Raw genomic sequence first — 19,749 nt, 5'->3', positions numbered from 1 at the left:
CGCGATAAACGAGGCTTTTCATGACGCCGGATGAGGTCAGGCCATGGATTATCAGCCGTCCTACGGCTTTCTGAAGGACTGCTTATACCGTTCTGAGTCATACAAGGTGACTTTGGCAGACGCTTACGAACCGAGCTCCCGCGTCCCGCCGTATCTCGGCCCTGCGGGCGTCCATCCTTCACGCCTTCGGCTGTGCCAGCCTGCGCGCTCCGCTTGCGTTGGTTACTCAGTGCGATATGGTCGATACGCCAAGCGGCTCGTCATTTCTCCGATGGGGAAACCACATCTTGCCAGCCATCAATCAACTCCATATTTTGCGCAACGAGCTGGCAGGGCTTGCCAGTTGCCTTGCGACAATTGCTAAGCGCCTGCTTTCGTGCTGTCTTGAGTGAGCGCGCGCCGTAGTACCAGTAAATGCTGCTACTTTCCTTGGACATGGCCATGGCTTTCTCGGTAACGCTCTGAAGATAAGCCTCAGCGCTCGCACGGTCTTCGGGAGCCAGCTTCGAAAGCAGCAGCATTAATGCGCTGTCGTCCATGGCAGGAAGCCGGTTGCTCCTGAGAAAATCTTCGATATGAGGCTTTAAAAGGGTATTGGCCTCTTGTTTGTAGAGCGAGTGCCCATCCCTACCGAATGGGGGTAGCAGCGCCAGTTCAGCATTACCTCCCGCCGAGCGGTAGCCCGCGATCATCCGACCTACAAGATCTGGGCTGAAAAACGGATCATTCTCGGCGTAAATCCAGAGCGTTGGCGTTGGGTTGCCTTTGCCAAATTTCGTGAGGTTTCGCACAAGATCAGTTTGATATAACGAGCAATTAGAGTCCGCAGAGCCCACATTTGTGTAGTGGTAAACGCCGCCAGAGATGTTAACTACCGCCGTCAATGGGTGACTTGGTTGAGCCGCGAGGTCTAGCATTGACGCTCCGCCGATAGAGATACCAACACCTACTGCCAAGGATGGATCTACATCTGGACGCTCACGCACAGCCGCCAATGCGGCGCCAAGCTCTCTGCCATGCGCATCGAGAAATCGTGCCACGTTGGGATTGGTGCAAGTTCCCCCTTCATTCATGAAGTTTCCGGTCGAACGACCATAGCCGGGCCATACAATAGATGCGGCAAGCCAGCCACGGTGCGCAAAGTCGTGAGCGATATGAGCAAGCCAATCGGCATGTGCGGCGGACGGAGATGTTGCCGCCGAGCCGTTAACAATCAGTGCAATGGGGTACTTACCCTCCTTTACGGGACGAACGATTAATGCTTCGATTTTCTCAATATGTGAGTCAACCTGGATGGGCAGTAAGAGTTGTTCTTCGCTTACCAGTGAGTCTGCACGGGGTTGGCTTGCAAAAAGCATCAGACCAAACGTGATAGTCCTGAAGCGTAGTATTGATTGCATTTAGAACGCTCGCTGATACGTTAGAAGCCAAGCTTAAACTGGTGCGACAATAGCTGATCGTAAGGTTCTGTCCAACACGTCTTGTGGTTAGCCCGGGATGTCTCATCGCGTATCACTCAATCCAGCACCGTTGGGAAATAGGTGATGTGGAATTAACCTGCTGACACGTGGGGACTTACGCCATTAGTTCTGGAGTTCGGAGGGGCTGTTTCCGGAACTCTTTAGTTGTGTCTGCATATGTTCCGATTAGCAGCTAATCCAACAGGAATTCGTCCTGTTGAGTTATCTGCAAAGCAGTCTTCTCCAAACGCAGTAAAAATTCTTTTCGGGGCTGTCCTCCGCCATATCCGGCGAGTGCTCCATTCGTCGCTATGACACGGTGACAGGGAACGATAATGGATAAGCGATTGTGTCCATTTGCATTGCCCACTGCTTGGCTTGCACCTGGCTTACCGATGGCCCCAGCGATGGCACCGTAGGTTGAAATGGTTCCATAGTCGATTTTTAAAAGCTCTGCCCACACAAGCCTGTCAAAAGAACTGCCTGGCATATGGAGCGGTACTGAAAATTTCTTTAGCTTTCCCTCAAAATAAAGTTTTAGTTGCACTTCGATTTGCTTGATGTGGAGATGCTCGCCAGGCGCAATTGAATACCCATGACGCCCACGCAGTTCGTTTAATTCAGCGGTTAGCGCTGGACGGTCAAGAAATTCGAGGAGTACCAAACCTCGTTCCTCTGCCATGGCAATCATTGGGCCCAATGGTGTAGTCAGATGGCGATAAAGCAGGAGGGACGTTTCAGTTGCCTTACCGGGGGGCATTTGAAATGTTTTTTTGAAAGCATCCCTAAAGCCACTCAATGACTCGTATCCTAAGTCAAATGCTGTGTTATCCAGGGTTTCGCCCGAAGAAATCCGGCCTAGGGCGACACCGAGCCTTCTAGAGCGCATCCATGCATGAAAAGTCATGCCAAAATTTTGTTTGAACCACCTGCGTAAGCGTAACGGATCGATACCACGCGTAGTTAGTTCAGCATCACTCCAGCGAGCGTCAGGTGATGCAGATACAGAGGCCAGGAGCCCCTTGACCCAATCTGGCGCGGAAGCCGCGAGATCTAATGGCTTGCATCGTAAGCAAGGCCGATAACCTGCAGCCATCGCTTCGTTGGCCTGCGAAAAGAACTCTACATTCTCGGGCTTTGGCTTACGTGCACCACATGTAGGGCGGCAAAAAATACCTGTAGTTTTGACAGCAGTGAAAAAAACGCCTTCATAGGCGGTGTCGCTGCATAGCATCGCATTTACCATCTCGCTTCTGGGCGGAAGAGCGTGATTGTAAGATCTCATTAGAGCGTAGCCTCGTCTTCGAATGGGTGTGAAAATCGCTTTCGAGGTGCGGAAAACAGCGGCGATTTTCATGCGGATCACAGATTAATAGGGCGAAGATAACTTTTCGCTTAGGTGTTTTTTTGCTGCCATAAGGTTATTCAGGTCGCTGTAGGTATATGCGTCCAATGGATACTCGAAAAGCTTTCCCGTTCGCAGGAAGCTCTTGGCGAACGCCTTGTTGGCGCCGCATAAGAATTCAGCAATGCTGGAACCAGCGCTTAGCCGTTTGACGCCTAGACTCGTTAATTCATCCATGCCGGGTTGGCCGTTCCAGGCAAGCAGGTTGACGGGTAGCCGCGTTGCCTCGCACAGTGTAGCAATGTCGTTTTCCTCAACCATTCCAGCCGCAAAGATGCCGTCTGCACCTGCTTGCTCGAACAGCGATGCACGGAAGAGGGTCTCTGGCAATTGTCGCGCTGGCTCTACCAAACATCTCAGATAAACGTCAGTTCGTACGTTCACGAACAAGTCTATTCCATGCTTGTTTGCTACCTTCTTTGCCACTTCGATTTTTCGCAAAATCAGATCAGTGCTGCCTGTTCCGTCCTCAATGTTGATTCCAACGGCTCCAGCCCTAACTACGCAGTCAATAACTTTAGCAACCGATTCAAGGTCGTCGGAATAGCCCCCTTCGACATCGACCGTGAGGGGGACTGTAAGCACTCGAACCATTGACTCAACTGTAGTAGTCAGCAGTTTTAGGGGAAGTTGATTGCCATCCTGGTATCCATGCGCCCAAGCAACGGCGGCGCTGCTGGTCGCGACTGCCTTACTCCCTACGCTCTCGACAATACGTGCGCTGCCAGCATCGCTCACGTTGGCGAGTACCAACAAATTATCTTGGTGAAGGTTGCGGAAAACCGCACTTAGTGGCGTCATTCAGTGGTGCCCCGGAGAGAGAAGACTGATGCAGATCGCGCTATCGTAAGCTGACTACACAGACGTCTCCACCGAGAAATCGACAGTGATTTAAGATCTAGCGAATATAGTTTCTGCGGGCTAGGAATGGGTGAATACCTACTCAAAAGCCTGCTGAAAGACGTTGCCGTACACATCCAGTCATTGCAGGGATCGGATAGATGATTACGATCTTCTTCCATCGCCAACGCTGCACTGAAAGGCAAAGCGATGCAGGTGCATCAGTCTCGCTGGAATAAACCCAGCGATCTTTAAGGATGCATGCGGCAGGCACGTGGATCTTCTTATCACTCGTGCAGAGGACACGTTAGCGCTGCAGCATGAGAAGGATAAACTGAGCTCACTGGCTAGAACGACCACGCGGTAGGCTTATCGAGTAGGAATCTTTGGCTTAGTGGCAGGTTCTGCACTCTCGAGAAAGCCTCGCGCCAACTGCTGATACAACTCAGGGCCCATTCTTGAACTGACAGCCTTGGCGATCAGGGCTACCGCCATGAGACTGATCACCATGCTGTGGCTATTAATCATCTCCATCACAATGATTGCGGAGGTGATTGGCGACTGAGTAACGGCAGCCAGAAATCCGACCATGCAGAGTGCAATAGTGGGCTGCGCGGCCAGATGGAATAGCTCTGCGGTATTGGCGCCGACTGCGGCCCCTACAGCGAGCGAGGGGGCGAAAATACCTCCTGGAATACCAGAGAAGTAGGTCACTACGGTCGCTAAGAAGCGAGTAATGGGGGCGTGCCATGGCAGGACTACATCGGATGCGATGACCTGAGAAGTAATGCCGTACCCACTACCGAACGACATTCCGCCGCTCAACCAACCTAAGATGGCGACGACCAATCCACAGATGCCGGCAAACCACACCGGGTGCAGGCGCCGCCATTGCCAGATGATGAAGTGTGGATGCCGCTGCGGCCATAACAACATTCGACTAAACAAACCACCCAATAGCCCGCATCCAATTCCTATGACTAATGCCGGGACGACAATGTCGAGGTTTATGTCCTGAATGCCGAAGTGACCGAAATAGTTGTAGTTTCCCTGCAAGGCAATGGCAACCATCCCAGAGAGGATAATGGTGCTGAGAAGAACCCCGCTGGTACGGGTCTCCAGCTTGCGTCCAAGTTCTTCTACCGCGAATGCGATCCCTGCCAAGGGCGTGTTGAATGCTGCCGCAATACCCGCTGCACCTCCCGCCAGAATGAGATCCTCGCTGCGCACGATTCGCGCATTGGGCAGGAAGCGGTGAAAGAATTGCATGATGGATGCGGCAACTTGCACTGAGGGGCCTTCACGCCCCGCCGAAAAGCCGCCCGTCAGCGCCAGACTTCCAAGGCTTATCTTGGCGAAAGCAATGCGCAATGAAACCAGTCTGTTAATGGGCTTACCTTGACGTGCAAGTCGTGTTGCTGCGATTACCTGAGGAATTCCGCTACCTTGGGCGCCCACAAAAAAGCGCGTTGTCAGCAAGACTACGAGCATGCCGATCATTGGGGTGTAAACAAGCGGAAGCCACGCTCGCTCAGCGGTCTGTTGAGCAAACTGCGCCAAGGCCATGTCTGCCAGCCTAGCGAAAGCCACCACCAGCAGCCCAGCAATGGTTGCTGCAATCCATAGCGTTACCCTGGTGCGCCAGCGTATGGAGGCGAAGCCTCGGCGTAACAGCATTATCGGCTTGATCACCCGAGGAGCTCCTCTTGAAGTCGCTGTATTGACCGCAAGACTAACCAAATAAGCAGCTCGTTCCAAACAGCTTTGGCGGAGTCGCTCGACAGGCTTTTTTCGCGCCCATGGGTATTCACCTATTCATTGATAGGACTAATACCTCCAAAAAACCGGTTTTACGAGTACCAGGACGGTGAGTATCTCCAGCCGTCCCAGCAGCATGCCAATGGTAAGCAACCATTTTGCAGCGTCAGGTAATGACGAGAAGTTACCAGGGGGCCGATGATTGTGCCTAAGCCTGAGCAGGGTCGAGGATTCGCGGTGGTCGCCGACGAGGTCAGAACTCTGGCCTCGCGCACACAAAACTCCACTGAAGAGATCCGCCGGATTATCCAAGAGCTGCAACTGGCAACAGGCGACGCCGTCGAGCAAATGAAAGCGGGAAAACTGCGCGCGCAGGAGTGCATCGAATCCGCTGATCAGGCCTCTACCAGCCTGGATGCAATCAATGACGGCGTTGAGCAAATCGTAGGAATCAACACCCAGATAGCCAGCGCGGCGGTTCAGCAGCACGCCGTCTCGGAGGATATAAATCGCAATGTGACTGAGATTCGTAACGGTAGCCTTGCATTGATGGAGGGGATAGAGGACAACGCTGTGACTGCGGAAGAACTCTCGCTGCTGGCTGGGCAACTGCGTACTGTCGTTTCGCGTTTCAAGCTGTAACGCGACAGAAGGGGAGCTCAACTTGTTGCCTCCCTCCAGCTTTTGCTTACGCTCCTACCGATAGCGCGTTAACACCCAGCATTTTATAGGGGTCTAAGAGTTGAGTCTTCTCCTTCCTGCGAGTGTCTATTCTCTCGTAACGTGACAATACTAATTACTCAGGAAACTCCCATGTCCAAACTCGCAGAATTCCGCCAGCTAGAAAAACACCTCGCCGAACAGCTCCAAGCTCTCGAAGCCCTCAAGGGGGATGCAGGCCTCAAGAAAGAAATCGAATTCGAAACGAAGCTGCGCGATTTGCTCGCAAAATACGGCTACAGCCTCAAGGACGTGATCAACCTGCTTGATCCGCAAGCCGGTCAACGGGCTCCAGTAGCCGAGTCCAAAGTGGGCAGTCGCAAGCCTCGCCAGTTGAAGGTTTATAAAAACCCTCACACTGGTGAAGTCGTCGAAACCAAGGGTGGTAACCACAAAACGCTTAAAGATTGGAAATCCAAGCACGGCGCCGCGACAGTTGAGTCTTGGCTGAGCAAGTAATCACCTTCTGCAAGGAGGCCCTTATGGGGCCTTCTTGCTCACAATTTTACTGTGCGGGATCAGCTATAACGCTCGTTGACGAGTAATATCAGCAGTCTGATGGTCAGACCGTACATTCATATGGTTGACTTAAATCTTTGGCGATACTCACTTGGAGTTACGCCAAAAAACTTCCAAAATTTCCTTATCAAACTTGCCTCATGTCCCAGTCCCGTCAAGTGTGCGATTTCCTTGAGAGGGCACTCGGTGCTCACCAGCAAGTGACGTACGGCATCAACTCTTAGTTTTTCGACCATCTTGCTCGGGGTCTGCCCTGTTGTTGTCCTGTACCTTCTTATGAAGGTACGCTCGCTCATATGCATTCGCTTGGCAAGCGCCGCGATAGACAAGTCTTCTACAAGGTTTTCATTTACCCATGCATGCAGATCAGAAAAAGTGCAACTTCTGGTTTGCAAATCTAAGCTAGAGCTAAACTGACTCTGGTCACCAGGCCTCTTTAAGAATACGACTAAGTGCTTCGCGACTTTCAAAGCTAAAGCGTGCCCTAAATCAGCTTCAACAAGTGCTAAGGCTAAGTCAATACCTGAGGTGACACCAGCTGACGTCCAAATGCGTCCATCGTTGACAAATATAGGCCCACGACGAAGTAAAACATCTGGATGAGTTTTCTCAAGTTCATCATACGCAGACCAGTGGGTTGTAACTTTGCAGCCTGAGAGCGCTCCGGCTGCGCCTAGTCCAAACACTCCTGTACAAACGGAGACCAGACGCGTCACTTTCTCAACGTGAGCCTTAAATACAGCGCTAAATTGGGGATGTTTACAGAATTCGTATATGCCTAACCCACCAGGAACGATTAGCGTATGTGGGGCTAGTGAGCTCTCATCTAGAAGGGCGGTGTGGATATAGGTATCAGGAAGCAAAGCGGCTACGCTATCAAGCGAAACCATCGATAGATGGTAGGGCGGAGCTTTCGGATCTGAAAAATAGTTGGCTGTTGAAAATACTTCTAGAGGGCCGGCCAGGTCGATCAAATTAGCTTGGGCAAAAGCGATGAACTGAATCGTTTTAGTTAGCATTCAGCGGATTCCTGCGCACCTATGTAGTGCGCATGAATCCATTTTTGGCGTGAATCGTCAACCTGTTGTCATTTTTTTCGGACGAAATGATAGCGTATTATGATCACATCGCCACCTTCCTTGAGCCAACGTTAGATTGCAAAAACGGATTCTTTTAACAGTGTTATCGGTTTTAGACACGCATATGATCTGGATTGCGCGTAAATACATCTTCAAAGCGAGGGATAGTTAGCCATAAAATTTTGGTTCAGCTTCAGCGCGCTCGTCGTCATGGAAGACAAGAAAATAATAATTTCATGATAGTCAACGAACTCTGCTGGTTTCCTATAATGCCTAAATTAAAAAAATATATAGAAGCAACACAAAAATGCGAAGAACTTACCATGCAGATGGTAGAAGATGTAGGTGGGATTGTTTTTTCAGTGCGGGCGCTTGAGCATACCTTTTTGCTCGCTAATCTTGAGGTGGAAAAAGCTGCGCAACTCGACGTAAGTGATACCAATAAAACTACCTCGTTGCCTTCCTATATGCTTGCTAGAGAGTTGAAGAAACTGAATTTTTCACTTGAAGCATTGAAAACGTCTATTAAGCGTAACATCGGCGAAAGCCTTAGTTATCTCAATTCACTTACAGCCAATCTCGAAATGGAGATTCCGGATGACCCGGATGATCCGCTTTGGGAGGCATTTCGTGACTATAAGAAAGTGTTGATTAAAAGTGTCCGAACCTTGAAGAAGCTTGATGATGAATTATTTAATGCGGAAATTAGTCTTGTCGACGAATCGTGACGAAGCGCACTAGCATGCGAGCTACTTCCGTATCGCAGTAAAATTAGTTAAGGTTATTGCCTAGCGCAATAATATGCATTATTTCTATTAAAATACTTGTCCAGGCTAGCTAGCTTGTGATGAAAGACGACTGTCGGAGTCGCTATGAATTTCAAGAATTTAGGTATTTCAACTAAAGCTACTTTATGTTTCGGAAGTATCACTGCCATTCTCATTTTCTTAGGTGTTTTCGCTTACGTGCAGCTATCTCACTTAAGGGCCGCCGGACAACAGTTAGCAGAAAATGCTTTGCCGAGTACGCAGACTATCGATGATATCCAAATCTCCTTGCTTAACGCCCGGCTAGAAAGCATCAGGATGCTTGCTAACTCAACAAATGTGGCGGGGAAAAGCGCCGCCGAAGCTAAAGTCCAACATTCGGTGCAAATATTAGAAGAGCGTAGCGATTACTATCGTAAGAACCTCATGGCTGGTGAGAAGGATCGGGAGCAATTCGAGGCTGCAGATCAAGCAATGAAGATTTATATTGCAGGGCTTGCGCAATTGTCAAAGCTTGACTTGTCTGAGCATGAGCAGGCCTTGATATTTGCTAATTCTACCCAAGCGGATAATGCCAGCTCATTTCAGGAAAAACTTAATGTTATTAGGCAGTTCAATGCCGAACAAGCAAAAGCTTTGGGGGTCGAGGCGGACGTTGTTTATAATGAAAGCGTGAATGTACTTGTTACTATTGTTGTCGTTTCTCTTTTGCTTACTATTGTTTTAGCTATAGCATTGACGCGCAGTATAGTAAAGCCTGTGGGGGACTCGCTCAGGCTTGCTGAGGAAATTGCGTCGGGGGATCTTACGCGGCGTCTTGAAATTACGGGCACAGATGAGGTTTCTAGGCTAATGGTTGCCCTCAATCTTATGTCTAAGAATCTCCAGGACACAGTTTTAGAAATTTCTGAAGCGTCCATCCAGCTGAGTTCAGCTGCAGTCGAAATGACCTCCATAACTGAGGCTGCGGATCGGCATCTTCAGCAACAGAATAGCGAAATTGAACAAGCTGCCACTGCTGTAACAGAAATGACTTCCGCAGTTGAAGAAGTTGCTCGTAACGCAACCTCTACCTCCCAAGCAGCCCAGGAGTCTAGTGAGGCGGCTAAGCTCGGTAATCTCCGTGTTTCCGAAACTTTGTCTGCCGTAGAGACTTTGACAGAGCTCGTGGAAAGCTCCGCCTCTCAGGTGACAGAATTGGCGGGACAGGCGGAAGATATAAGCCAAGTCGTAGGCGTAATCAGAAGTATAGCGGAGCAAACCAACCTGTTGGCTTTAAACGCCGCAATTGAAGCCGCACGCGCAGGCGAACAAGGGAGGGGGTTCGCTGTTGTTGCTGATGAAGTGAGAGCGCTCGCGCATCGAACTCAAATTTCCACCTTGGAAATAGAGAAAATGATAACAGCAATTCAGAGTGGATCCTCAACAACAGTCGAGTCAATACGTCGAAGCACTGAAGAAGTTTATAATACTAAAAGGACAGCTGAGGGGGCGGGTCAATCATTGCGGCAGATCACGGATTCCGTTCTTCAAATCAACGAGCGTAACCTACAGATCGCAGTCGCATCGGAGCAACAAGCACACGTCGCTAGAGACGTTGACAGGAGCTTGTTGAGCATTAGATCTTTAGCGATCCAAAGCAGCGAGGGTGCAAATCAAACAATTAAGGCCAGCAATGAACTCAGTCGGCTAGCGGTTAACTTGAACCATCTCGTTCAAAAGTTTAAAGTTTGATATTGGTGCATTTGAAAATACTTTAAGAGCTGCTTTATTGGAATGCGCGTACCAGGCGCGGTACCCTAGGTGAGCCCGCAGCAAAGCCCAGGAGCCGCCGCTGCGTGCTCGCTGATCTTCCAGCCGCCACCAATCACCTCTCTCAACTTGCTCGCACCTAATAAACCCGTGTGTGTCACGATTTCTTACGAAGAGAGGGCTGTCCTATGAACGAAGGATGAATGAAATATTTAAGACTGTAGTATTTGCAAAAGGATTGATAATTGGTGAAGCCACACGCGTATGCAATTTCTTTTGGAGTGAGGGAGTTATCCTCCATGTTTAACATACGCCTCGCTTTTTCCAGTCTCTGCTCTCGCAAAAAGACGATAGGCGTAGTGTTCTTAAATTTCTTAAACCCCATTTGCAGAGAGCGAACGCTAAGGCCTGCATGGGTGGCGACTTCGCACACGGTTAAGTGTGGGTCTACACTGGATGCCATGTATTCTGCAGCCATGTTGATTAAGTGAGGCGTAAGCGTGATGGATCTTTTGGGGCCCAGGATACTCAAAGTGTAATTGTTACGAAAGTTGCAGAGAAAAAAACCTATCAAGCTTTCTTTTAGGCTGTCAGCAACTCTTTTTACAAATATTGGTGATTTTTCCGAAAAATCTAAAATGGTTTCTACGAGTCTCTGGATAGAATTAATCTGCCATCGTTCGCTTGTTCTTTGGTCGAAAAAAATTCTCGATTTAGGGGAGTAGCCTAAGATCAAGGTAAGTTGTTTTGCCATGTCAGCGTTGGAAATATATATCGTTGTGTAGTTTATTCCCTCGGCATAATTCGCGAGAAATATTTCTCTCTGGTCAGCGATTACGAGAGCTCCTCGCTCGACCCTGTGTATTCCATTATGGTTGCGCCATTGCATAAAGCCAGAATGTGGAACTGTAATAGAGAAACCATCCAGTTCGTTCGACGTTCTATATCCCCATCCAGACTGGCTATAAGAAAGACTTACGAATGACGTGCCCATAACACAAAACCTTTTTTCATAGTCTAGCGTCCCGTTCAAACCCGGAGTTATCGACATGAAATTATCGTAGCTTTGGAAGTGCTCTGACGCATCCCCTATGTCATGAAAATGTAGTTTGTTAGCGCCGTAGATATCCATCATTCATTCGTGGTCACAGAAAATTCTATTATAGCTTTTGCCCCGCCCTGCATTCAATTCCGTTTTTATTGCATTTGAATTGATAATCAAAGAAAAGCGCAATACTAAAGAAAAGCGCAGAATTATTTTTTTTTGTTGCTGGTGTTTATAAAAAGTCATATTTATCCTGGTCGCGAGTTGACGGTAGCCCTCTATTTTTAGCCCAATGGCTAGTTGACAATTAGGTGTGGATTGAGCTTGAGGGGTAGAGAGTTATCCATTAGGTTTTGCGCAATAACTATTCATTTCGTTATCATTTACTAAGGGCTGATCATGTTTAATAAAGCACTGAAAAGAAAACTATCCGATTTGGAAGCTAAAAGCAGCGAGCTTAACGAATTGTTTGTGGCTCTTGATCGGTCAACGGCTATCATTGAGTTTAATGCAGAGGGAAATGTGGCAAGTGCGAATAATAATTTTTTGCGCTTGTTTGGTTATCATGCTGACGAGATTTTGTGCAAAACGCACAAAGACTTTTGCCTGGCGAGCTTTGGCCGAAGCCCTGAATATCCTTCTTTTTGGCAGAGGCTGCAGTTAGGAGAGTCATTGTCTGGCACCTTCCCTCGGATTACGAAGAATGGTGAAGTTATTTGGATTGAAGCCACTTATAGCCCACTGTTGGGCGCATCTGGGAAAGTCGAAAAAATAATAAAATTCGCCTTTGATGTAACGGAGCAAGTCGCTCGAGATTCAGAATTGCGCGCGAAATTGAATGCGATTGACAGGGCGATGGCAATTATTGAATTTGACACATGTGGAAATATAATATGTGCAAATCAGAACTTTTTAAATGTTGTGGGTTATGATGTGTCCGGATTAAAAGGGAAGCATCATAGTTTGTTTTGTGAGCCGGAGTTGACGCGCACAGAAGGATACATTGATTTTTGGCGACGCCTGAATGCGGGCGATTTTTTTAGCGGCCAATTCAAAAGAATAGCCAAGAGCGGCAAAACGGTCTGGCTAGAGGCAAGTTATAATCCTGTTTACGATCGTGATGGGAAGTTAATCAAGATTATAAAATTTGCTAGCGACATTACAGCTCGCATTGAGAAAATTGGCGAAGATGCCCAAGGTGCATCACGTGCGTACCATATTTCCGCTGAAACTGAGCGAGTTGCAAAACAAGGAGCGCAGGTCATTCACGAGACAGCGATTGAGATGCGCTCAATAGCTGAGAGCATTGGAATATCTGCGCGATTGGTTGGAGAGTTGGGGGATAGATCGGAGCAAATAACGGCTATCGTCAACACTATACGGGGTATCGCTGAACAGACCAACCTACTTGCGCTGAATGCTGCAATCGAGGCAGCACGTGCCGGTGACCAAGGTCGTGGATTTGCGGTAGTGGCGGATGAAGTCAGACAGCTGGCGGGACGTACAAGCCGCTCTACAGCGGAAATTGCAGAAATGATCGGTAGAATTCTTACTGAGACACGCGACGCGGTGGCGAGCATGGTTTCTACGCGCGATCGTGCACAGCGCGGCGTGATGCTGGCTGATCAAGCGGGAGAGGTTATATCCCAAATCCAAAGGGGAACAAGCGATGCGGTTGAGGCGGTGAGCATGTTTGCTTCTAAATGTGACTGAAAGCAATCTATTATAGGTTGAGTTTAGTAGACCCTCTGATAGGGCGTCTCCGGGTGTCAAAAATACTAGCAGGAATTTCTGCGCTTCAGTTGCGAAAGGCTCTTGAGTCGGCTTTTCGACCACTTTCGTGCGATTGTACATTGAGCGCAGATGGCACCCTTACTATCAAACTTTACGAACCTTGTTCTGGTCGTGTGGATCTTCTTGTTACCGCTGTCCGTGGTGATATCCTTGCGTCCAGTTCCGCACTTTCGTCGCTGATCGAAGAGCTGAGCTTTGAGATCGACGCTTGCCGACGTTCGTTCTCTCAGATCGGTAGGAGATAAGTCTTTTTCCATACCCCGACATTCTTTCCGCTCGTGTGCCTTCATTCTGCTCACGGTAAAATATTCATACCGATTTACCCGGAGCGACCGAAATTGTTTGGTAAAAGGCGATAAAGTCGGGTGGGAGACATCCCGTGCTATACTTATGCGTGCCCACCGTGTGTTTGGCACCCATTACTTTCGAGTGAAGTGATTAGATGAGAATGACCTCGTTTGGTAAGCTCTAACTTGCATTAATGGACTGATTGAATGCCTCACATATGTTTTTCCAGACTCGAAGGGTCGGGCACGCCAAGCAAGTCCACATCACGTTTTATTTCTGTGCAAAGATCGGATTGCCGCGATGCGCAGCTTCGATCCGATAGCGTTTTTTTGAAACGTACCCAGACGAATACTGCTTTAGCGTCGTGACTCATCACTTTGATGGGCAGCTTTCATCGCTTGCCATCCATGGGTAATCCCTCCACCCGCTCGAAGCGCTGTCGCTACCATGATCGCCTCGGCTACATCTTGCTTCGACGCCCCCGCGCTGATGGCTCGCTTCGCATGGTCGGTAATGCAAGAAGAACACTGTGTAGTCACTGCTACGCCAACAGCGATTAATTCCCGCGTGGCTAAATTCAGGCTACCGACATCCTTGTTGAATACAGCTTTGTCAAAGTTGAAAAATGCCGCGACCATTTCGGGGGCAGCCTCTTGGAGATCTCGCACGAAGTTAGCATCAGCCTGATGGTTGTGCATTTTTGTATACCTTTAAATTCATTATTGGAGCGTGGAATTTGATGCTTGGTGCTGCTTGATTGAGTTCACGGTCATGCGGTGGCCAGACTCAAATACTTTAAGCCCACGCTGTGTCAGCTTCCTACCGACCGGCGATGGCGGCTCGTATGCAGCGAGAAAGGCCAGACGCTCAGCCGCACGTTGTGTAAGCCAGTTGACTGACAATCGCTTTTTCCGCATTTTTTCCAAGTCGGAATTAAGTGCTCTGATAATTCGTCGCTGCAGCCATGTGGCCTTGGGCGGCCCTAACAGATCAAACCCTGCGTACAGCAAGCCGAGGCCCGCTGCGATTCCCAGTCCCGTGGACAGGCATTGATCGACTGCAAATGTCATGTAGTTGCTCGGCTGAACAAGCACAGCCAAGGTGAGGCAGAAACCAAGCCCGTAGGGGGCGAGTGTCGGTGACGTCATGCTCATCAGCCCCAGAAAAAGAGGCGCAGAAAGCACCAGGATCAACATCTCGAAATCGCCCGAACCCTGCGCAAGCGAACTGAGTACAAACAGGATAGCGACAGGGATGGCGATCAAGGCTCCCCCAGTAACTTGGCGGTTGCCACGCGTGGCACTGGGTGTGAGGAGAATGCCTGGGAGAGCAAGACAGGTAGCACGATCATCATGATGAGTGCGGCTTGTTCTCCTGACAGAGTCCATACCCCGATAGCGCTTAGGAAAACAAGTGAGCCCAGGCGGTAGATCTGCCTCGCTCAACGGTGCAGCGCATCGTAGGAGCGCTGGAAGAGCAGGGAATGATTCGGAGTGAAGGAGCCGGAGGAATCAGTCTCGGGGCGGGTTTGTTAAGGCTTGTCGCGAATGCCCATGTCGACCGCATGACTGTCGTTCGCCCTTGGCTGCATAAGCTGAGCGAGGTGGTTCAAGAGACGGTTGTATTTTCGAGGCCTGCCGGCATCCAACTGATCGTTGGAGACCGTGTTGTTGCTGATCGTGAGTTACAGGTGGTGCCACGTCTTGGCCAATTGGATACCCCGTTGTATGGGACATCTGTTGGACGGGCGCTCTTGGCTCTAGACAAAAAATGAGGACGTTAAGGCTCTGTTTGCAGCTGAAATCGCTACGAAGCAGGAGACGGCAGTATTGTTGACGCTGCTGAAACAGTTGGACAATATTCGCAAAACCGGGATTTCAAGCGATCACGGTGAACTCATCGAGGGCATCACCACGACAGCTGTCGCGCTGGATACAGTGTTAGGCCGTTTTGCAATCTCAATGCCAATCCCTACATTTCGTTTCGAAAGGGCTCGCGATACCTACATTGAGGAGTTATTGCCTTGCAAGGCTGGAGTGTTCAAAGAGATCGGTATAGTCGGCTAGCGCACAAGCGGGACGATCCTGACAAGGTATAGTCCGTCTGAATCTAAGGCGATGAATGCTTAACTCGTTGCCGGCGCCATCAAATTGCTAGTGCGTTGATGATGAAAGCAAGGGCCCCATGGGGCCCCGCAAAGTCAAGTCGTCGCGCGGTTAGGCCGACAGGTACTCGTCCACCGATTTGACGGTGGCGTAGCCGAACTCAAAGGCTGCCATCATCGTTGCATGTGCATGAGCGGCTGGAACGTTTACACCACCAAATTTGAGATCCAAGGTCGCGCAGGCATCGTGCAGCACAGTAACCGGATAGCCCATGTCCACCGCCGCACGAACTACTGCGTCGATGCACATGTGGCTCATCGCGCCTATGACTACGACTTCCTGGACATCAGCGGCTTCCAACTGCTGTTTCAGATCGGTTTCTCTGAAGGCGTTGATGTGTTTTTTTACGACTACAGGTTCATTACCTTGTGGAGCTACATCTGGTTGAATTTCCGCACCCTTGGATCCCTTCGCAAAGATCGGAGCGCCTTCAGCGGACTCATGTCGTATGTGGAAAACAGGAAACCCCTTATCACGGAAGTGGCTGATCACTCGGATAGCATTCTCGACAGCGGTGTCGATGCCGGTCAAAGGCAGCTTGCCAGTGGGCAGGTATTCGTTTTGCAGATCAACTACTACAAGGCCACGTTTCATGAACGATCTCCGGTCAATTATCCGAGCATAGGGAATGGGTGACGAAGGCTCAGATCGGCAGGTAGAGCACCTGCCTTATTCCGAACCCAAAAGGTTTGAGTCAGAACTCCAGTGAAGCGCCATCTTCCGGAATATCGACCCGGCTCTCGATACCTTGCTTTTTGACGTATGTGCGTAGCTCGTCACGAGTCAGAGACATGTGGTTAATTGCGTCCAGGTGCACTGCGACGATTTTCGCGTCCTTCGCAGCCTTTGAGGCGCGTAGAACGTCTTCCTCGCCCATGATGATCGATCCCTTATAGCCGGTCATCATTGCTTTCCCGGCATTCAGTACGATGACTTCGGGATGATATTTCTCAATGGTCTGGTCGACCTCTTTACGCCAGACAGTGTCACCGGCCAGGTAAAGGGTCTTGTAGCCTGGAGCTTGAAAAACAACGCCCATTGCTTCGCCAAGAGGCTTCGCTAAAGCGGGTACTGCATACATTTCGTCGGTGCCATGCTGACCACCGGTCTTGGTGATTTTGACGCCGCCGAATTCAGCTTCGTCAGTCAGTACGCGCACATTTTTGAAGCCTTGGGAGCGGATCAACTTCGCATCCTCCTCGTGCTGCGTAAACAGCGGGATGTCTTTAGGCAGCGCTTTCTGTGCGGCATCGTCCCAGTGGTCAAGATGCGTATGAGTGACGATGACGGCGTCTACACCAGAGATCACTTTTTCGGGCGACTCAGTCAGATCAACCAAGGGATTGCGCAGGTCACTACGGTAGGTATTTTCAAATCCTGGGTAGGTACCCTTTTTGGACAGCATCGGGTCGATCAGAAAGGTCGTGCCGCCGTAGGAGATTTTTACCGTTGCGTTGCGAACTTGCTGTAAGTCGACTTTATGGGCCGCGTCCGGGGAATTGGGAGTGTCGGAGCTCGCAAATGCCGAAGAGGTTGCGGCAGTGCAGGTAAGGCCGAGGGCGATTGGAAGTGTTTTAAAGTTCATCTCGTTAATCCTGTTATTGCATCAGTGACTCCATTCTTGCCCAATACTCTGGGACTCAACAGTGGCCTGAATGACAGATTGCGATATAATCAGGCCATAAACCTGCGCTGTTCTCGAATGTGAGGCTGACTGATGCAATCCACACGCGTTGCTGTTCTGGCTTTTGACGGAGTCAGCCTGTTTCATCTTTCCGTCCCTGGAATGGTGCTTGGAACAGCTCAATCTGCACCCGGTGAACCTCATTACGAGGTCAGTTACTGTGCAGAGGCTCCGGGAATGGTGATAAGCGACCAAGGCATAGGCTTAGCGGTCGATCATGGCCTGGAACTGATGGAGGCATCCGACGTAATTGTCATTCCGGCGTGGGGTGATCATTCGGTCGCAGCGTCTGCAAAGCTTGTGCAAGCCTTACAACGTGCAAATTTCCAGGAAAAGCTCATCGTCGGGTTATGTCTGGGAGCATTCGTGCTCGGCGAGGCCGGGCTTCTTGATGGCAAAGAAGCAACCACTCACTGGGCAGTCAGAGACGAGTTTGGGCGACGGTTCCCAGAAGTTCGTTTCAGGCCTGAAGTGCTCTATGTAAGTGATGGCAACATCATTACCTCTGCAGGAACCGTTGCGGCAATAGATTGTTGCCTTCACTTGGTACGGCAGCGGCTCGGCGCCGATGTAGCGAATCGAACCGCAAAAATGCTGGTGACACCGCCGCACAGGCAGGGCGGCCAAGCTCAATACGTTGAGCATCCTGTGCCGCAGCTATCCAGCGAGACTCACTTGTCTGATGTGCTGGTATGGGCTCGTATGAATTTGGCCAGTGATCTGTCGCTCGACGTAATGGCGGACATGGCGAAAATGAGTAGGCGCACCTTCACTCGTCGATTCAGGGAATCGACTGGCAGTACCGTCTCAAAGTGGTTGAATGCTCAACGCGTTGTCAGAGCGCAGGAGCTGTTAGAAACGACTGACCTGCCTATCGAATGTGTAGCCGGTGAGGCAGGATTTGGAACGCCTTTATCGTTGAGGCAGCAATTCGCTGTGCACCTCGGCACGTCGCCTTCTGAGTATCGGCGAATGTTTTTCCGTGAAAAAAAATTGGAAGAAAAAAATAGCGAACTAGATGTTTTTCCAAGAATCAAGCTCGATATTACGCTTAATATATAAATACTAAGTTAGTATAGTATTCAGTCCGCCGCTTAATGTGAAAAACCTTTCAGAGAAGCGGCTTAAACCGCTCTCGATATTCCTTGGGCGTGACGGAGTATTTTTTTGTAAAGTTACGAATAAACGTTGACTCGTCACCTAGCCCACACTTATTGGCGATTGCTTTGAGTGGCGAGTTTGACGTCACAAGTAAGTGGCAAGCCGTTTCTAGGCGAATCTGCTCGACCATTTTACTCGGCGTGCTACCTGTGACTTCACTATATTTACGTGCAAAAGTTCTTTCACTCATGTTCATAAAATTTGCTAGTGAAGATATCGATAAATCGCTATTAAGATTGCTATTTAGCCAAGCGTGAAGATCTGAGAATTGACTGCTTTTTGACTGTAACGTCAAAGATGAGCTGAACTGATCTTGATCTCCTGGCCGTTTTAAAAAAACAACCAGATGTCGTGCTACTTCGAGTGCAGCAGAATGCCCCAAGTCGGCTTCAACCATTGATAACGCCAAATCGATCCCGGAAGTAACACCCGCTGAAGTCCATAAGTCCCCGTCATTAATAAATATAGGGCCGCGCCTTACGTTTACAAATGGAAAGTCTGTTTCCAATTTGTCATAGGCAGACCAATGAGTAGTAACGTGTCGCCCGTTTAGTTTTCCAGCTCTCGCTAGCGCAAATACCCCCGTGCAAACGGAAACTAGACGCTTTGCATTTTCAGCATGTCTTACAAAATGTGTAAAAAACTTTGGATGATCACAAAATTTGTGGATGCCAGGCCCGCCTGGGACGATCAGCGTGTGCGCTCCCGGTGTTTCCGCTCCCAAAACCGCAGCGTTTAATGAGAAATTAGAGAAAATCTCAGTGGTTCCACTTAAAGAAAGGATCGATAAGGAGTAGGGGGGATGATCCGGGTCTGCAAAGTGGTTAGCCGCAATAAAAACATCCAAAGGGCCTGCTAAGTCGAGAAGGCTAACTTCGGGATAAGTCATGAACTGAACAGATCTTACAAGCATTTGTGTTACACCTTCCGGGAGAGCACCTTGTGGGTTCTGGTGATTTTGGCAGAAATCATCAATTTTTTGTCATGTTTTTAACTTATTTTCGTCTATCGTAACTTTAACCTAGAACGCTGCAGCATAGCCCAATCTCACCTAGGGATAAATTTAGTAACTTGAACATCCTTGTGCGATGTATTGGTAATTCGCACGGCCTAATTATTTTTTCGATTTGGAGATTGGTTTTATGTCGGGGCTTATGAAGAGCGCTATGGGGTTCGAAGTGAACATGGATGATGAATTTGCAGATAAGATTTGTAATATTCTTGGGCTGTTGGAGATTGGTTCTTCAGGTGTTGCAGGATGTGAGTTGAGGAAGGTCGCCGAATCGAATAGTTGGATAATCGAATTTTTTTG

General features: G+C 49.4%; 19 protein-coding genes and 3 pseudogenes. 10 read left to right on the top strand and 12 right to left on the bottom strand.

From position 1 onward, the window contains the following. Window positions 1–260: 260 nt before the first annotated feature. From K7431_RS26375 to K7431_RS26355, 5 genes and pseudogenes are all read right to left on the bottom strand, one after another. The gene (locus tag K7431_RS26375) at window positions 261–1,358 is read right to left on the bottom strand and encodes a hypothetical protein (RefSeq protein WP_224265960.1); all 1,098 of its coding nucleotides are present in this window, start codon (window positions 1,356–1,358) and stop codon (window positions 261–263) included. 295 nt (window positions 1,359–1,653) lie between these two features. Continuing rightward, window positions 1,654–2,745 (bottom strand): bifunctional transcriptional activator/DNA repair enzyme AdaA, encoded by a 1,092-nt coding sequence (locus K7431_RS26370; protein WP_012723700.1) that lies wholly within the window; start codon window positions 2,743–2,745, stop codon window positions 1,654–1,656. 84 nt (window positions 2,746–2,829) lie between these two features. Then, a complete protein-coding gene (locus K7431_RS26365; protein WP_003191438.1) occupies window positions 2,830–3,666 on the bottom strand; it encodes an isocitrate lyase/PEP mutase family protein in 837 nt (278 codons plus the stop codon). A 408-nt stretch (window positions 3,667–4,074) separates the two neighbouring features. Beyond that, window positions 4,075–5,397, bottom strand: a complete 1,323-nt coding sequence (locus tag K7431_RS26360) for a chloride channel protein (RefSeq protein ID WP_012723701.1) — start codon at window positions 5,395–5,397, stop codon at window positions 4,075–4,077. A 135-nt stretch (window positions 5,398–5,532) separates the two neighbouring features. Then, window positions 5,533–5,678, bottom strand: a pseudogene (locus K7431_RS26355) (potassium transporter TrkH); the annotation flags it as partial. 1 nt (window position 5,679) lies between these two features. Here K7431_RS26355 and K7431_RS26350 point away from each other — a divergent pair. Continuing rightward, window positions 5,680–6,105 (top strand): annotated as a pseudogene (locus K7431_RS26350) (methyl-accepting chemotaxis protein); the annotation flags it as partial. Window positions 6,106–6,276: 171 nt separating this feature from the next. Beyond that, on the top strand, window positions 6,277–6,642 hold the full coding sequence (locus K7431_RS26345; RefSeq protein ID WP_012723702.1) for a histone-like nucleoid-structuring protein, MvaT/MvaU family: 366 nt from the start codon (window positions 6,277–6,279) through the stop codon (window positions 6,640–6,642). A 116-nt stretch (window positions 6,643–6,758) separates the two neighbouring features. Here K7431_RS26345 and K7431_RS26340 read toward each other — a convergent pair whose 3' ends face one another. Beyond that, window positions 6,759–7,721 (bottom strand): GlxA family transcriptional regulator, encoded by a 963-nt coding sequence (locus tag K7431_RS26340; RefSeq protein WP_012723703.1) that lies wholly within the window; start codon window positions 7,719–7,721, stop codon window positions 6,759–6,761. Window positions 7,722–8,050: 329 nt separating this feature from the next. Between K7431_RS26340 and K7431_RS26335 the strand changes: the two genes are divergently transcribed. From K7431_RS26335 to K7431_RS31325, 3 genes and pseudogenes are all read left to right on the top strand, one after another. Beyond that, window positions 8,051–8,509 carry a hypothetical protein gene (locus K7431_RS26335; protein ID WP_137201177.1) on the top strand — a complete coding sequence of 153 codons (459 nt, stop codon included), beginning with the start codon at window positions 8,051–8,053 and terminating at the stop codon, window positions 8,507–8,509. A gap of 144 nt (window positions 8,510–8,653) precedes the next feature. Next, window positions 8,654–9,427 (top strand): annotated as a pseudogene (locus K7431_RS31330) (MCP four helix bundle domain-containing protein); the annotation flags it as partial. Further along, complete coding sequence (locus tag K7431_RS31325; protein WP_370636185.1) at window positions 9,401–10,282, top strand: methyl-accepting chemotaxis protein; 882 nt, start codon at window positions 9,401–9,403, stop codon at window positions 10,280–10,282. The pseudogene K7431_RS31330 and the gene K7431_RS31325, both read left to right, overlap by 27 nt. A gap of 175 nt (window positions 10,283–10,457) precedes the next feature. Here K7431_RS31325 and K7431_RS26325 read toward each other — a convergent pair whose 3' ends face one another. After that, window positions 10,458–11,432, bottom strand: coding sequence for a helix-turn-helix domain-containing protein (locus K7431_RS26325; RefSeq protein WP_012723706.1), 975 nt, complete (start codon window positions 11,430–11,432; stop codon window positions 10,458–10,460). Between the two features lie 312 nt (window positions 11,433–11,744). On the opposite strand from K7431_RS26325, the gene K7431_RS26320 reads away from it, so the two are divergent. Further along, complete coding sequence (locus K7431_RS26320; protein WP_012723707.1) at window positions 11,745–13,058, top strand: methyl-accepting chemotaxis protein; 1,314 nt, start codon at window positions 11,745–11,747, stop codon at window positions 13,056–13,058. A 53-nt stretch (window positions 13,059–13,111) separates the two neighbouring features. Then, complete coding sequence (locus K7431_RS26315; RefSeq protein WP_224265959.1) at window positions 13,112–13,384, top strand: DUF1652 domain-containing protein; 273 nt, start codon at window positions 13,112–13,114, stop codon at window positions 13,382–13,384. Between the two features lie 399 nt (window positions 13,385–13,783). Here the strand turns inward: K7431_RS26315 and K7431_RS26310 are convergent, their stop codons facing one another. Together K7431_RS26310 and K7431_RS26305 are read right to left on the bottom strand one after the other, a co-directional pair. After that, window positions 13,784–14,125 carry a carboxymuconolactone decarboxylase family protein gene (locus K7431_RS26310; RefSeq protein WP_043205211.1) on the bottom strand — a complete coding sequence of 114 codons (342 nt, stop codon included), beginning with the start codon at window positions 14,123–14,125 and terminating at the stop codon, window positions 13,784–13,786. A 21-nt stretch (window positions 14,126–14,146) separates the two neighbouring features. After that, window positions 14,147–14,815 (bottom strand): FUSC family protein, encoded by a 669-nt coding sequence (locus tag K7431_RS26305; protein ID WP_012723710.1) that lies wholly within the window; start codon window positions 14,813–14,815, stop codon window positions 14,147–14,149. 59 nt (window positions 14,816–14,874) lie between these two features. On the opposite strand from K7431_RS26305, the gene K7431_RS31320 reads away from it, so the two are divergent. Both K7431_RS31320 and K7431_RS26300 read left to right on the top strand, forming a co-directional pair. After that, window positions 14,875–15,201 carry an IclR family transcriptional regulator domain-containing protein gene (locus K7431_RS31320; RefSeq protein WP_370636183.1) on the top strand — a complete coding sequence of 109 codons (327 nt, stop codon included), beginning with the start codon at window positions 14,875–14,877 and terminating at the stop codon, window positions 15,199–15,201. Window positions 15,202–15,256: 55 nt separating this feature from the next. Then, a complete protein-coding gene (locus K7431_RS26300) occupies window positions 15,257–15,493 on the top strand; it encodes an IclR family transcriptional regulator domain-containing protein (RefSeq protein WP_052308660.1) in 237 nt (78 codons plus the stop codon). Window positions 15,494–15,643: 150 nt separating this feature from the next. Here the strand turns inward: K7431_RS26300 and K7431_RS26295 are convergent, their stop codons facing one another. Continuing rightward, window positions 15,644–16,186 carry a cysteine hydrolase family protein gene (locus K7431_RS26295; RefSeq protein WP_043205215.1) on the bottom strand — a complete coding sequence of 181 codons (543 nt, stop codon included), beginning with the start codon at window positions 16,184–16,186 and terminating at the stop codon, window positions 15,644–15,646. A 100-nt stretch (window positions 16,187–16,286) separates the two neighbouring features. Further along, entirely contained in the window at window positions 16,287–17,177 is an 891-nt protein-coding gene (locus K7431_RS26290) for an MBL fold metallo-hydrolase (protein ID WP_012723712.1), read from the bottom strand. 132 nt (window positions 17,178–17,309) lie between these two features. Here K7431_RS26290 and K7431_RS26285 point away from each other — a divergent pair, with 132 nt between their 5' ends. Then, window positions 17,310–18,338: a GlxA family transcriptional regulator gene (locus K7431_RS26285; RefSeq protein ID WP_012723713.1), complete on the top strand. Its 1,029-nt coding sequence runs from the start codon at window positions 17,310–17,312 to the stop codon at window positions 18,336–18,338. A gap of 49 nt (window positions 18,339–18,387) precedes the next feature. Here the strand turns inward: K7431_RS26285 and K7431_RS26280 are convergent, their stop codons facing one another. Then, window positions 18,388–19,326: a GlxA family transcriptional regulator gene (locus K7431_RS26280; protein WP_224265958.1), complete on the bottom strand. Its 939-nt coding sequence runs from the start codon at window positions 19,324–19,326 to the stop codon at window positions 18,388–18,390. Window positions 19,327–19,749: the final 423 nt, after the last annotated feature.

The sequence above is a fragment of the Pseudomonas fluorescens group sp. genome, from assembly GCF_020093335.1.
In the GTDB taxonomy this organism is placed as follows: Bacteria; Pseudomonadota; Gammaproteobacteria; order Pseudomonadales; family Pseudomonadaceae; genus Aquipseudomonas; species Aquipseudomonas petroselini.
Note: the sequence above shows the minus strand (reverse complement) of the source record. Positions and strands in the feature narration are given on the sequence as shown.

Excerpts from the sequence above, each read along its gene's own strand:
- K7431_RS26375 (WP_224265960.1), bottom strand. The coding sequence starts at position 1,358 with ATGCTTTTTGCAAGCCAACCCCGTGCAGACTCACTGGTAAGCGAAGAA.
- K7431_RS26370 (WP_012723700.1), bottom strand. The coding sequence starts at position 2,745 with ATGAGATCTTACAATCACGCTCTTCCGCCCAGAAGCGAGATGGTAAAT.
- K7431_RS26365 (WP_003191438.1), bottom strand. The coding sequence starts at position 3,666 with ATGACGCCACTAAGTGCGGTTTTCCGCAACCTTCACCAAGATAATTTG.
- K7431_RS26345 (WP_012723702.1), top strand. The coding sequence starts at position 6,277 with ATGTCCAAACTCGCAGAATTCCGCCAGCTAGAAAAACACCTCGCCGAA.
- K7431_RS26340 (WP_012723703.1), bottom strand. The coding sequence starts at position 7,721 with ATGCTAACTAAAACGATTCAGTTCATCGCTTTTGCCCAAGCTAATTTG.
- K7431_RS26335 (WP_137201177.1), top strand. The coding sequence starts at position 8,051 with ATGCCTAAATTAAAAAAATATATAGAAGCAACACAAAAATGCGAAGAA.
- K7431_RS31325 (WP_370636185.1), top strand. The coding sequence starts at position 9,401 with ATGGTTGCCCTCAATCTTATGTCTAAGAATCTCCAGGACACAGTTTTA.
- K7431_RS26325 (WP_012723706.1), bottom strand. The coding sequence starts at position 11,432 with ATGGATATCTACGGCGCTAACAAACTACATTTTCATGACATAGGGGAT.
- K7431_RS26320 (WP_012723707.1), top strand. The coding sequence starts at position 11,745 with ATGTTTAATAAAGCACTGAAAAGAAAACTATCCGATTTGGAAGCTAAA.
- K7431_RS26310 (WP_043205211.1), bottom strand. The coding sequence starts at position 14,125 with ATGCACAACCATCAGGCTGATGCTAACTTCGTGCGAGATCTCCAAGAG.
- K7431_RS26305 (WP_012723710.1), bottom strand. The coding sequence starts at position 14,815 with ATGGACTCTGTCAGGAGAACAAGCCGCACTCATCATGATGATCGTGCT.
- K7431_RS26295 (WP_043205215.1), bottom strand. The coding sequence starts at position 16,186 with ATGAAACGTGGCCTTGTAGTAGTTGATCTGCAAAACGAATACCTGCCC.
- K7431_RS26290 (WP_012723712.1), bottom strand. The coding sequence starts at position 17,177 with ATGAACTTTAAAACACTTCCAATCGCCCTCGGCCTTACCTGCACTGCC.
- K7431_RS26285 (WP_012723713.1), top strand. The coding sequence starts at position 17,310 with ATGCAATCCACACGCGTTGCTGTTCTGGCTTTTGACGGAGTCAGCCTG.
- K7431_RS26280 (WP_224265958.1), bottom strand. The coding sequence starts at position 19,326 with ATGACTTATCCCGAAGTTAGCCTTCTCGACTTAGCAGGCCCTTTGGAT.